At 73.4% G+C, this 12,598-nt stretch carries 11 protein-coding genes; 3 read left to right on the top strand and 8 right to left on the bottom strand.

Annotated features, from left to right (window positions below; translation table 11 throughout):
- Positions 1–90 precede the first annotated feature (90 nt).
- Positions 91–1,389, bottom strand: a complete 1,299-nt coding sequence (locus tag E4099_RS19800) for an SMI1/KNR4 family protein (protein WP_135340428.1) — start codon at positions 1,387–1,389, stop codon at positions 91–93.
- A gap of 227 nt (positions 1,390–1,616) precedes the next feature.
- Here E4099_RS19800 and E4099_RS19795 point away from each other — a divergent pair, with 227 nt between their 5' ends.
- The gene (locus E4099_RS19795; RefSeq protein WP_245245008.1) at positions 1,617–2,933 is read left to right on the top strand and encodes a globin domain-containing protein; all 1,317 of its coding nucleotides are present in this window, start codon (positions 1,617–1,619) and stop codon (positions 2,931–2,933) included.
- A gap of 189 nt (positions 2,934–3,122) precedes the next feature.
- Here the strand turns inward: E4099_RS19795 and E4099_RS19790 are convergent, their stop codons facing one another.
- The gene (locus E4099_RS19790; protein ID WP_209446668.1) at positions 3,123–3,611 is read right to left on the bottom strand and encodes a peptidylprolyl isomerase; all 489 of its coding nucleotides are present in this window, start codon (positions 3,609–3,611) and stop codon (positions 3,123–3,125) included.
- Between the two features lie 550 nt (positions 3,612–4,161).
- Here E4099_RS19790 and E4099_RS19785 point away from each other — a divergent pair.
- Positions 4,162–4,908: a hypothetical protein gene (locus tag E4099_RS19785; protein WP_135340426.1), complete on the top strand. Its 747-nt coding sequence runs from the start codon at positions 4,162–4,164 to the stop codon at positions 4,906–4,908.
- Between the two features lie 197 nt (positions 4,909–5,105).
- Here E4099_RS19785 and E4099_RS33080 read toward each other — a convergent pair whose 3' ends face one another.
- Genes E4099_RS33080 through E4099_RS19765 form a run of 5 tightly spaced genes read right to left on the bottom strand, consistent with a single transcriptional unit; the run spans position 5,106 to position 9,905 of the window.
- A complete protein-coding gene (locus tag E4099_RS33080) occupies positions 5,106–5,498 on the bottom strand; it encodes a DUF962 domain-containing protein (RefSeq protein WP_167828424.1) in 393 nt (130 codons plus the stop codon).
- Positions 5,495–6,148: a DUF6875 domain-containing protein gene (locus tag E4099_RS33075; protein WP_167828423.1), complete on the bottom strand. Its 654-nt coding sequence runs from the start codon at positions 6,146–6,148 to the stop codon at positions 5,495–5,497. Before E4099_RS33075 ends, E4099_RS33080 begins: the two co-directional genes overlap by 4 nt.
- A gap of 59 nt (positions 6,149–6,207) precedes the next feature.
- Positions 6,208–7,329, bottom strand: a complete 1,122-nt coding sequence (locus E4099_RS19775; RefSeq protein WP_135340424.1) for a methyltransferase — start codon at positions 7,327–7,329, stop codon at positions 6,208–6,210.
- A complete protein-coding gene (locus E4099_RS19770) occupies positions 7,326–8,720 on the bottom strand; it encodes a cytochrome P450 (RefSeq protein WP_135340423.1) in 1,395 nt (464 codons plus the stop codon). Before E4099_RS19770 ends, E4099_RS19775 begins: the two co-directional genes overlap by 4 nt.
- Positions 8,721–8,723: 3 nt before the next feature.
- Complete coding sequence (locus E4099_RS19765; RefSeq protein WP_167828422.1) at positions 8,724–9,905, bottom strand: UbiA family prenyltransferase; 1,182 nt, start codon at positions 9,903–9,905, stop codon at positions 8,724–8,726.
- Positions 9,906–10,360: 455 nt separating this feature from the next.
- Here E4099_RS19765 and E4099_RS19760 point away from each other — a divergent pair, with 455 nt between their 5' ends.
- Entirely contained in the window at positions 10,361–11,059 is a 699-nt protein-coding gene (locus E4099_RS19760; RefSeq protein ID WP_135340421.1) for a L,D-transpeptidase family protein, read from the top strand.
- A gap of 241 nt (positions 11,060–11,300) precedes the next feature.
- On the opposite strand, the gene E4099_RS19755 is transcribed toward E4099_RS19760, so the two are convergent.
- Positions 11,301–12,598: chloride channel protein (locus E4099_RS19755; RefSeq protein ID WP_425348262.1), on the bottom strand; the 1,298-nt coding region annotated here is incomplete at its 5' end.

Below are 12,598 nucleotides of genomic sequence, written 5' to 3'. Positions count from 1 at the left end.
GTCCCGGGGCCGGCGCCTGGGGCGGGCAGGCCGAGGCGATCCCGTCCCCGCATGGCCGGGCGCGCCCGGACCACTCGCCGATCCGGTTCCTCAGCCGCGCGGGATGCCGAGCAGCTCCCGCCCCCGCTCCTCGGTGAGCACCCTGGCGAGCAGCGGATGCGCGAGCAGGGCGACCGGGGCGATGTGGTCCGGTGACAGCGGCCGCCACAGCCGGAAGGCATCGCGCAGCCGCGGCCATATGTCCTCGGGCGGCGTGATCTCCTCCTCCAGCGGCGGCACCTCCACCGGGCGGTTGGGCACGACGATGATCCGCGCCTCGAGCCGATCGTGCTCGACCGGCTTGGGCGCCGGCGCCGCCAGCGGTACGGCATCGGCTCCGGCGGACGCCAGGACGTCCCGTACCGCCGCGTCGAACTCGGGGTTGCCGAAGGAGAGCCGGAACCCCGGCTCGCGCCTGCGCGCCTCGAACTCGTCGATCACCGAGCGGACCGGCTCCGGTGCCGACTCCCGAAGGTGCCGCAGGGCGAAGCCCCCGCCGTGCCCGTCCAGCGGGTCCTTGGCGAAGAGCAGCGGAAGCAGCTCCGCGTGGAACAGCGGGTCCCGTTCGAAACCCCGCCATCCGTCCCGGTCGGGCAGGACGTGGTCCAGCGGAAGGGTGGACCGGTCGCCGAGCATGGCCAGGAGCTGGAAGCGCAGCCGATCCGCCCGCTCCCGGCCGAACCGGGAGGCCCGCTCCCACTCGGCCAGGGGCTCCTCGATCCGCCCCGCCAGGGCCGCGTCCCTGGCCCGGTCCACCACGGACTCCCAGTGGTCCCTGGTGGCCCCCGCGGGTTGCTTCAGGGCGTGGAAGCCCGCGTACGCGTCGAACATCAGCTCGTAGAAGGAGGCGTGGCGCTCCGGCCCCTCGCCCGACCAGGAGGCCAGCCAGTAGCCCGCCCACTCGCCGTGCTCGTCCACGTCCTCCGGATCCAGCAGCATGACCGCCCCGTCGCCGTCCAGGGACAGGCGCAGTGACCGGCGCAGGACGGCGCCCTCGTCCACCACCTCCCCGTCGAGGCCGTCGTCGCCGAGGTCGTACGCCTCGATCCAGTCGGCGTCCTCGGTGTCGGCCAGCCAGGCCAGCTCGGCGGTGCCGGCGAGCTGGTAGATGAAGCAGCCCGCGTCCCGCCAGCCGTCGGTCACCAGCAGGAACTCCCGCAGGGACGGGGGCAGCGCACGGCCCAGCCGGACCTCGGCAGCGGCGATCCGCTCGGCACTGGCGGGGGCGAAACCGAGCCAGCCGGCCCGCACCACCGCCTCGTCCAGCGGCGAGTCCCGCTGCGGATCGTGTGCGCTGATCCACTCCTCGCTCCAGCGCTGGAGAAACGGCTGCCACTTCTGCCGGTCCACCGGGCCACCCTTCGTCGATGCCGATGGGCCAACCACAGCACAGGGCACTGACATCGGGATCGGCGGCCCCGGGCCGCTGGGCGGAACCAAGCCTTCCGAATCATCTGCCGACCCGGCCCGCTAGGGCCGAACGGCCCTATGACCAGGGCCGTACAGACGTCCAGGGCCGGTGCGACACTGATCTTGATCGCTCCATCAGGAGGAATCCGGCCCCAGGAGGTCTGTCGGTGAACACCACCGGACACCATGAGTACGACGAGTACCACGCGCTACTCGCCCGGCAGGACGCGATGCGGCTGCGCCAGCGGTTGCTCTCTCCGGCACAGCTGCCGCGCACCGCGGAACGCCCACGCCCGGGTGGGCCACGCGGCACAGGCGGGCTGCGAGGCATGGGCGCGGAGCACTACGACGGCGTCGCCGACCAGCAGATCATCGTCAGCTATCTGCCGGTGGTCACTCCGTTCAGCGAACTCATCGACCACCTGTACGAGTCCATGTTCGAGCGGCATCCGTATCTGCGCGGACTGTTCCCCGAGTCGATGGACTTCCAGCGGGCCCATCTGGAGCAGATGTTCCGCTACCTGATCGACCATCTGCACCGCCCCGACGAGGTGCTGGAGCGCTGCCGCCAACTCGGCCGCGACCACCGCAAGCTGGGGGTGCGGCCGGTGCACTACCAGGTGTTCGAGGAAGCGCTCGCCGAGGCGCTGCGCCGCCGCGCCGGACGGCACTGGAGCGAGGACCTGGAGTGGGCCTGGCTGCGGATGCTGCGGTTCGCGGTGGCGGCGATGGTGGAGGGCGCCGAGACCGCCCTCGCCGAACCGGCCTCCTGGCAGGCCACGGTGGTCGGCCACCAGCTGCGCCGACCGGACCTGGCGGTGCTGCGGGTCAGCCCCGCGGAGCCCTACCCCTACCAGGCCGGCCAGTTCGCCACCCTCCAGTCGCCGCTGCTGCCGCACGCCTGGCGGGCGTACACCCCGGCCCGCCCGCCCCGCCCGGACGGTGAGCTGGAGTTCCACATCCGGCTGACCGGGCCGGGCGGGGTGAGCGAGGTGCTGGTGGGGCACACCCGAGTGGGGGACACCCTGCGCCTCGGGCCCGCCCAGGGGACCATGGTGCTGGACGAGTCGGCCCGGGACCTGCTGATCGTGGCGGGCGGCACCGGCTGGGCCACCGCCCGGGCGCTGCTGGAGGAGCTGTCCACCCGGCGGGCACCCGGCCGCACCGTTCACCTCTTCCTCGGCGCCCGCAGCCGCGAGGAGCTGTACGACGCCGCTGCCCTGGCCGACCTGGAGAACCGCTGCCACTGGCTGCGAGTGGTCCCGGTGATCGAGGACGAGGCGGTCGACTCGCTGGCCGACGCGGTGGCGCGGCACGGTGACTGGTCCGGACACCTGGCCTACCTCAGCGGACCGCCCGGCATGGTCGCCGAGGTCGAGCGGCGGCTGGCCGAGCTGCGCCTGCCCCCCGAGGAGATCCGCCGGGACCCGGTGGCCCGTACGGCACAGTCCGCCGAGCTGGTGGCGGCCGGCTACCACGAGTAGGACGCCTGGGGCACGGGCGGTGGAACCGCGGTGCCCCGCCCGGACTCGGGCCACCGGCCCGTCACCGCACCGGTCGCCCCGGGGCGGTCCCCCTGGTCTTCGTCCCCGACGTTCCCGGATACGCCGACGCCAGGTGCCGCTGGTACGGCACCTGGCGTCAAGGCTTCCGGCTGGGCTGCCGGCGGCGGGTCAGACCCGCGCCGCCGAGCGGATGACGACCGGCTCCACCGGCACGTCCCGCATCCCCGCGCTGACTCCGGTCTTCACACCGACGATCTGGTCCACGACGTCCATACCGCGCACGACCTTGCCGAACACCGCGTAGCCGAAGTCCCGGCCACCGTGGTTGAGGAAGTCGTTGTCCGCGACGTTGACGAAGAACTGCGCGGTGGCCGAGTGGATCGCGGAGGTACGGGCCATGGCCACGGTGCCCCGGGTGTTGAGCAGACCGTTGTCCGCCTCGTTGCGGATCGGGTCCTGGGTCGGCTTCTGGGCCATGTCCTGGGTGAAGCCGCCACCCTGCACCATGAAGCCCGGGATCACCCGGTGGAAGATGGTGTCGTTGTAGAAGCCGCTGTCGACGTACGAGAGGAAGTTCCGCACCGAGATGGGGGCCTTCTCCTCGTCGAGGCTCAGCTGAATCTCGCCGAGGCTGGTCGTCAGCAGGACATCTACCATCAGTGCTCTCCGATCACTTGACAACATGGCTTCACGACCCGTCCGCGGTACACCCGCTCCCGATGGGGGCCGGCGCGAAGGGGCCGAACCGCGATCCTACCCAGACCGGTCACCGCAGGTCACACGTGGCGGGCGCCATTCGGGTCGATGCCGCCTCCCGCCACGCCTTCAGGCCCCTTGCCGGCGCGCGGCGTGCCGCTGCCTTCCCGGTGACCGGGGCGGGGCCCGCGGCGCCTTCAGGTCCTTTCCGGCGTGTGGCGCGCCGCCTTCCTCCGCGACGCGAAGCCCGGGGCCCGCCATGCCTCCGGTCTCTACCCGGTGCGCGGCGGGCCGGCGCCTTCCCCGTGCCGAGTCCGTCTCCCCCACGGGCCAGCCGGCCCTGCCGGGCAGTCGGACGGACCGGCCGGGCGACCCCGGCCCACCGCTACCGTTCTATGTCGAGGTCACGTCAGAACTGTGACAAAGATGCTGGTGGGAGGGGCTGTCGGGGCTGATTAAATGAGCGGCGGCAAGATCGTTTCCGATCGCTCGCATATACGGGGGTATTCCAATGAAGAGCACGCGTGTTCGGTTCGTCCGTCGCACCGCCACCGCGGTCGCCTGCGCGGCCGTCCTGCTGCCGCTGACGGCCTGCAACGACAGCGCCGTGGAGAGCGACGACGCGGGCAAGGGCTCGCAGGGGACCCACGCCGGTGCCAAGCCGAACGGCGTCGACAAGCTCGCCGCCAAGGAGATCTACGACAAGGGCATGCAGGCGAACGCCGACGCCGGCTCCTTCCGCGAGCAGATGCAGCGTTCGGACGCCAAGAGCGACCTGCGGCTGTCCGCCACCGAATGCGTCGGAAAGGTCGACCTGCTGCAGCACGGGTCCTTCGAGGTGATCCGCAAGGACTCCGACATCTGGGGCAAGGTGGACGCCGCGTTCGCCGCCTGGGCCAAGGAGAACGGGGAGGTCGTCCCGGCGGACAAGTGGATGCACGGCGGCCCGGAGAACACGGTGATGAAGGCCCTGAGCAGCTACTGCCACCACGAGCAGTTCACCAAGCCCGACACGGCCGACGTCGAGATGACCAAGGGGCCGGTCACCCGGGTGGGCGGGGCCTCGGTGGTGCCCATCACGCAGAAGGAGGCCGGGAAGTCGAGGACGTACTACGTCGCGACCACCGGCACCCCGAACGTGGTCAAGGAGGACAGCACGACGGGCGGCCAGGCGCCGGACCTCGTGTTCTCCGAGTTCGGTGTGGCGGTCGGCGCGAAGGCGCCGGCCGGCCCGATCGTGGAGGCCCCGCAGGGCTGACGGCCGGGCAGAGCGGACGCCGGCGTGGGGCGGCGGGGGAGTCCGCCGCGCCTCGGCCGCCCTCGCCGTCCGCCGCGGGCCGCCTCCTCGCCCCGGAGCAGCCGATGGCCCGCGACCGCACCGCCGGTCCCACCGCACCCCGGTGCCGCCGCGCCCGACGAGGGGCGGCGGCACCGGGGGCGCGGGTCACGGTGCGGTCAGGCGGCGTCGTGCAGGGCGGGAACGGCGGGCGGCGACACCGGGGCCTCCGCGGGGCGGCCCTCGTCTTCCCGCCGCAGCCGCTCCACTAGTTCCTGGAGCTCGGCGTTGCGCCCGCTCAGCATCATGAAGATCATCTTCAGGTCGCCGGAGAACGCCGCGCCGGGGTCGGAGAAGCCGACCGGCAGGTTGCGCTCGAAGATGAAGTGGCCACTCCAGGCGAAGCTGAAGAAGGCACCGGGTACGGCCCACAGCAGCGCGGGCCTGCGGCGCCGTCCGGCCACCGTCGCGGCACCCACCGCCGCGAGGAGCCCCGCCACATGCATCCAGCGGCTCGCCTCGCTGGTGTGGCCGCGCATGTAGTCCTCGAAGCGCTGGTCGAACTGCCTCATTGCGGGTCTCCGTTCGTGTGTCGGGATGCGGTGTCGGACGCGCTCGACGCGTGCCGGGCGAGCGCGTCCTGGTAGGTGTTCCGGAACAGCGGGTCGGCCACCGCCCTCCGCTCGTAGCGGGAGCCGAAGCGCCTGCGGTACTCGGCGAAGAAGTCGCCCCGGTGATGCAGGAAGAGCACGTCGTGCACCGCCATGTTCCGCATGACCAGCAGCGGCACGGGGCACCTCGACACCGGGAAGCGAGGGTTGCGTGCCGCGGGTTCGGGACATGCCGGGTGGAACTGGCCGAGCATCAGCCCCTCACGGGCCAGTTCTCCTTTCAGCTCCGCCTGCGCCGCGTCCAGCAGGGGCCAGCCGGCCGGCGGCAGATCCGGCAGGACCAGGAGGAGGGTTCGCATCGTCGGGTTGGCATGCGGCCAGCGCTGGGCACGGAAGGCGCGCGCCATGTCCCGCACCACGGTCCGTATGTCCTCGCCGGCGGCGTCCGCCAAGCCCAGCCGGGAGCGCAGGAGCAGCGTTCCCGCCTTCAGGGCGGGCGTCACGAAGGGACACACCGGACCCTCCCGCCCCAGCTCCGCGTGCGGCCGGCAGATGTACGACCGCAGCCAGGCGCGCACCGCGGCCTCGGCCTCGGCCTCGACGGACGGCACCCCGTCCGGAACGCCTCGGGGGCAGGCTGCCGTCGATGTCGTCCAGGGACCGGGCGGCATCAGCGCTCACCCCCGGATTCCCCCGGGCCGCCGCCGACCCGCGCCTCCAGTACGCCGGTACCGCCGGGCAGCAGCGTCGCCCGCACCAGGGTCAGCCCCGCCTCGCGCAGCAGGCCGGCCACCTCCTCCCGGGTCCGCTCCCGGCCCCCGGCGAACAGCGACATCATGTAGAGGTCCATCAGTGCGCCCCACTGGCCGCTGGGTCCGCGGTCCGGTGGGTCCTCGTGCGGCTCGTCCGCCAGATGGTCGACGAGGACCAGCCGGGCGCCGGGCCCCATCGCGCGGCGGCAGCTGCCCAGGACGGCACGGCAGGAGTCGTCGTCCCAGTCGTGCAGGATGTGGCGCAGCAGATAGCGGTCGCCGCCCGAGGGCAGGGCGGTGAAGAAGTCGCCCTCGACCAGCTCGCACCGGTCCGCGAGCCCCGCGCCGGCCAGCCTGCGGGCCGCCGCGGGCAGTGCCGCGGCGAGGTCGACCAGGACGCCGCGCGACTCGGGACGGCCTTGCAGCAGCCCGGTCAGCAGCGCCCCGTCGCCGCCACCGACATCGACGACGGTCAGGGGGCCGGCGAAGTCCACCGCCTGGAGCAGGCCCTCCAGTTCCAGTGAGAGCCCGGTCTCCTGGGACCGGTCGAAGACTCCCCGCAGCCACGGGTCACCGTCGAGGTGGGCGAAGAAGTCGGCGCCGAAGACCTCCGCGAAGGCCGGACGCCCGCGGCGGACCACCTCGGTGAGCCGCTCCCAGGCGGGCGCCACCGCGGTGGCGACCAGCAGGGCCGTCGGCAGGGCCGAGGCCGGGGCGTCGGACCGCAGGGTCTCGCCGAGCGGGGTGAGCCCGAAGCCGTCGACACCCTCCCGCGCGACCCGGCGCAGCACCCCGAAGGAGACCAGCGCACGCAGCAGCCGGGCCAGCAGCACCGGGTCCGCCCCGGTGGCTCGGGCCAGCTCGGCCGCGGTGGGTGAGCCGCCGCCGATCGTGTCAGCGAGGCCGAGTTCGGCGGCGGCGCAGACGGCCCGCGAGCGCAGATGGCCGTAGATCAGCTCGCGCATCTGCCAGGCGTGGGCGGCCCGGTCGCCGTCGGGCACGGCGACCGCCCCGGTCGGGCCCGTGCTCAGGGCTGTCATCGGGGCTCCTTCGCGAGGACGCCACCGGCCCGCGCCTCCGGTGGGGCCGCGCCCACCTCCGCGAAGAGGCCGTCCCGGGGGATCAGCGCCGGGATCCCGCCGTACTGCGGATCTCGTGTGCGCAGGTCGAGCGTGGTGCGCCGGGCGAGCCGGGACAGCGCGGCGGGCAGCACCACCGCGGCGATGTTCGCACCGACGCACCGGCGCCCGCCGTATCCGTAGGGCAGGTACTCGAACGGTGTGGGAGGCCGGTACCCCTCCCGGGAGGTGTCCCAGCGCTCCGGGAGGAAGCGGTCCGGATCCCTCCAGACCGAGGGTGAGCGGTGGGTGATGTACTCGCTCACCGCCACCATGCTCCCCGCGGGGATCAGATGGCCCTGGTAGCGGAAGCCCCGGACGCACCGGCGCGGGCTCATCACCACCGGCGGGTGGGTGCGCAGGCTCTCCTGGACCACCCAGTTCGTGTAGCGCAGCGTGCGGACCTGGGCCGCCGAGACCGCCTCGCCCGCCGGTGCCTCCAGGGCCTCCTCCCGCAACCGCTGCCAGACGCCCGGGGTGTTCAGGGAGTTGTAGACGGCCCAGCCCAGGCCCGAGCCGACCGGGTCGTAACCGGCGATCAGCGCGCTGACCACCATGTCGCGCACCTCTTGGTCCGACATCGCGGGGCCGTCGTCGGACAGCATCACGGAGATCAGGTCGCCCGGGTGGCCGCCGGGCCGCATCCGCTCCCTGCCGGGATCGCCTTCGAAGCGCCTGCGCCGGATCTCCTCGTAGATGCGCCGCTCCACGAAGGAGATCGCGTCCAGCGCCCTTCTGCGCGCGGCGCTGGGCAGCTTCCAGGCGAGCAGTTGCTGCGGAAGGGGGTAGTCCATCAGCTCGTGGATCCGGTCCAGTTGCGCGACGAGGACCTGCTCCTGGGCGGCCAGCCGTGCTCCGCAGAACAGCCGCAGCATCGCGCTGCGGATCGCCGAGCGGAGGGTGCGGTGGACATCCACGTACTGACCGGGCCGCCAGCGGTCGATGGTCTCGTCGATGGAGGCCAGGATCAGCCGGGTGCTCTCCTCCGCTCCGCCGCGGTGGAAGGAGGGCCGCGCCTTGCGCTTGCGGCGGTCGTGCGGCTCGCCGTCGGTGGTGACCAGGGCGGTGTCCCCGGCGATCGGTCGCAGCATGTCGTAGGCACCGCTGAAGCGGAAGTTGTCCTCGTTCCTCATGACCAGGGCGTTGGCCTCCGGGCCGAAGAGGAAGTGGATCCGAGTGGGGCCCATGCCGAAGACACTGACCGGGCCGTAGGTGTCCCGCAGGTGCTCCAGGCCCTCAGGCAGCGAGTGCTGGAAGGCCCGGCCGGCACGGAAGAGCTGCGCCGGTGTGCGGGGGCCGGGAATGGCGGGCATGCGTCATCTCCTTCTGGGCCGTGGGGGCCGGCCGTCGGGCGGTGGCGCGGTCGAGTGGCCGCGTGCGCCGGTGGGCGGCACTTCGGGGCGGGTGTTACCGGGCGAGGCGGTGGCCGTGACATCGCTCCGGCGCCGGGAGTCCAGCGCCAGCAGGTCGCTGCCGAACAGCAGGGCGGCTCCCAGCGCCACCCCCGTCACCGAGGCCCAGCCGGGTGCGTGGAGCAGCAGGACCGAGGCGAGGAAGGCGGTCGACAGGAGCATGTCGACCTTGAGTACCGCGTTGGCCTCGGTGCTCGTCGAGGCCCTGGACATCGCCCGGCACTGCACCAGCGCAGCCACCGTCCACACCAGCGCCCACAGGGTGCGGGGCGGGAGCAGCCCGAGGGCCACGAACACGGCGGGCGAGAGGTAGCCGATCAGTGTCATCACGGTGGCCGCGCGCGCGGCGGCCCGGCGGCTGGGAAAGACCGTCGCGGAGGTGCGCAGTCCCGCCGCGCGGTCGCCGTCGAAGTCCGGAAGGTTCTTCACCATCCCCTTGGCCACGAACCACACCACCAGGAAGCCGAACAGCGCCCAGGTGCCGCCGTCCAGGTCCCACGGTCCGTCGGGTGCTCCCGCGGCCCCGAGCAGGAACGGGCCGAAGACCGCGAGGCTGAAGGCGAACAGGCCCACCACGGGGCCGTCCTTCAGCCGCAGCGGAGGGAACGAGTACTGGTGCGCCCCGGCGAGCAGCAGCAGCATCAGCGGCAGCAGGGAGACGCCGCTGTACGGGAGGGTCAGGGCGATCAGAAGGCCGGTTATGGCGTGGCCGATCCACACCGTCCGCCGGTGCCCGATCCGCAGCACCAGCCACACGCGTCCGGGGAGGTTCCGGCTGTCCTCCGCCAGATCCGTGTAGGCGTTGTAGAGGTTGGCCATCAGCCCGTAGATGAGGGTCATGAACATGCCAAGAAAGAACGCCGGTGACACCGTGCCGCCCGCCGCCGTCCAGCCGAGGGCGAACGCCAGGTTGCCGGGCACACAGGTGCGCGGCCGTCCCAGCATGAAGGCGATCCGGGCGGTCTCCGGCCATCCCGTGCTGCCCGGGGTGCGGCGTACGGCTTCCTCCCGCTGAGCAGGGCTGAGGGCGGCGAACTCCTGCGGCCCCGGGGTGCCGGGGGCGGGGTGCTCGGCGGATGTGGTCATAAGGCCCGGACGCTCTCGGCCGGGCCGCCGGTGGAGTGCGGGGCCGGCCCGGTGCGGGCCGGGAAGGCGACTGGTGCCGCCCTGAACAGGTTTCCGCGATAGAGCATGGTGCGCCTCCGTCCTGAACCGTTCTGTGTCATCGGGCCCCATCTGACACCACGTGCCTCATCCCCACTAGGGCATGATTCGGACATGACAACGATGCCGTGCGCCCGTGCCGACCGGCCGGCCGGGGGCGGCGGCGCCCTGCCGGGCGTGGCGTGGCGTGCGGGCCGTGGTCCGCCGGCGAACCCCCCGCGCAACCCGCGCCCTGGGAAACCGCCGTTCACCAGGAACGATCACGCTCGGCAGGGCAACCATCTGCCGCTGTCCGCCGTCCCTTGGGCAGGGGTGTTCCCCCGTCGTGGACTGCGGCGCCGCCACAGGGTGGGTGCCGGGCAAGGAGAAGACACACCATGAGAGCAGGATCGGCCGTGGGCCGCCGCGCCAGGAGGGCGTTCGGGGTGGGGCTCGGCCTCGCCGGGGTCGTCGGGTCGCTGACCGTGGGGCTGGCCGCCGCACCCGCGCAGGCGGCACCGGCCTGCACCGCGGCGGCCGGGCCGTACCAGAAGCAGGCCGAGAAGTTCCTGAAGCTGCCGGTGGACGGCCGGCAGTCCGCCCGGGACTGCACCGCCATCCGCACCTTCCAGACGGTGAACGGCATAGCCCCGGCCGCCGGGTACGCCGGACCGGTCACCTGGAGCGTGATGAAGCGGCAGCAGAGCACCGGCGACCGCACCAGCTGCCCGACGAACAAGGGCCGCATCGCCTGCGTGGACCTCACCCGGCAGATCAGCTGGATCCAGGACGGCGGCAAGCGGATCCACGAGCCGGTCCCGGTGCGCACCGGGCGGAACGGCTACGAGACCCGTACCGGCCTGCACAAGATCTACTGGCGGCACAAGAACCACGTGTCCTCGATCTACCACGTGGCCATGCCGTACAGCCAGTTCTTCGACGGCGGCCAGGCGTTCCACTCCATCTCGGGCAACATCTACTCGCCGCCGGGCTCGCACGGCTGCGTCAACATGCGCCCGGCGGACGCCGCCTCGTACTGGAAGCTGCTGACCACGGGCGACGACGTACTCGTCTACGGCCGCAAGCCCGGCACCTGAGCGACGGGCTGAGCCGCGCCGCGCACGCCGGGCCGCCGGCCCACCCGCGTCCCGGACGCCCGGCGCCCCGCCGCACCAGCGGGGCGCCCAGGGCGGTGTGCCGGTGCGGTACGGCCGGACCGCGGCCCGGACCGCGGTGATCAGGCCGCGCTGAGGCGGTGGCGCCGCGGGTTCGCGGACGCCCCGCCCTGTACCCGACCGGAAGGGGTTCCGGTGCCGGATCGCCGTCGACTCGGGCCGGTCAGGCCGGTTCTTCCACGGCGGGCAGCAGTTCGGTGGTCACCACGGCCACCACCGCGGCCACGATGACCACCGGCACCAACTCCATACCGCCGAGCAGCAGGACCACCAACACCACACTGCTCACCGGCAGCCGCAGCGCCGCCGCGGCGGTGGCGCTCATGCCCGCCGCCATACCCGGGACCGCGCCGAGCCCGGGCAGCGGCGACAGCAGCACCCCCACCGCGCTCCCCAGGAACAGCGCGGGGAAGATCGGGCCACCGCGCAGCGCGCCCAGGCACAAGGCGTATCCGGCCGCCTTGAACAGCACCACCGCCACCAGCGCGGCCACCCCCCAGTCGTGCGGGTGACGGGCCAGTTCGCCCAGCGTGCTCTGGCCGGACAGTGCCGCCTCGGCGGGCGACCGCCCGGTGCTGAGCCCGTACAGCGCGGCGCACGCCCCGGCCGCCAGCGCGCACCCCGCGGTACGGGCCAGGGGGCGGGCGGCGGTGAAGGCGGCGGTGCGCCGGGCCACCGCGAACACCCCGTGGACGAAGGCGCCCAGCAGCACCCCGAAGGCGACCGACCACAGCATGTCCCCGGCGTCCAGCCGGTCCGGCTCGGGCAGCCGCAGCGCCAGACTGTCGATGGGCAGACCGGTCCAGCGCCCGAAGCCGGTGAACACCAGCGAGCCCACCCCGCCGGCCAGCAGCGAGGGCAGCATCAGGGCGACCAGCCGCGGCCCGCCCAGCCCCGCCGCCTCGATCAGCAGGACCGCCGCGACCAGCGGATTGCCGAAGATCACCGCGATGGCCGAGGCCGCGCCCGCCGCGCCCAGCAGCGCGGTGCCCCGCGCGGTCGCCGGAGCCCGCGTCAGGTCGCGGCAGAGCACGGCCAGTCCGCCGCCGAGGGCGATGAGCGGTGCCTCCGGGCCCAGCACCGCGCCCAGCGGCAGGGCCGCCAGCGCCGCGGCCAGGATGCCGGGCAGGTCGGCGGGGCGCGGCGCGCCGGCGTGCAGACCGTAGGCGGGCACATGCCCGCCGGCGCCCGGCGCGTACCGGATCACCAGCCCGACCAGCACGCCGGCCACCAGCAGCAGCGGAAGCGGCCACCACCACGGGGGAGTGCCGCGCCCCAGGGCGTGCGGCAGCTCGCTCCACAGCGCGTGCTGCACCTGGTGGACCGCTGCCAGGAACCAGAAGGCCGCCAGTGACACCAGGACGCCGATCAGGGCGCAGAACGCCAGGCCCTTGAGGTAGTCGGGGTCGCGCACCAACTGCCGCAGCCGGTCGCGCTCATCCGCTGGGGCTGGGGCTGGGG

This window comes from Streptomyces palmae, from assembly GCF_004684805.1.
Lineage (GTDB): Bacteria > Actinomycetota > Actinomycetes > Streptomycetales > Streptomycetaceae > Streptomyces > Streptomyces palmae.
Note: the sequence above shows the minus strand (reverse complement) of the source record. Positions and strands in the feature narration are given on the sequence as shown.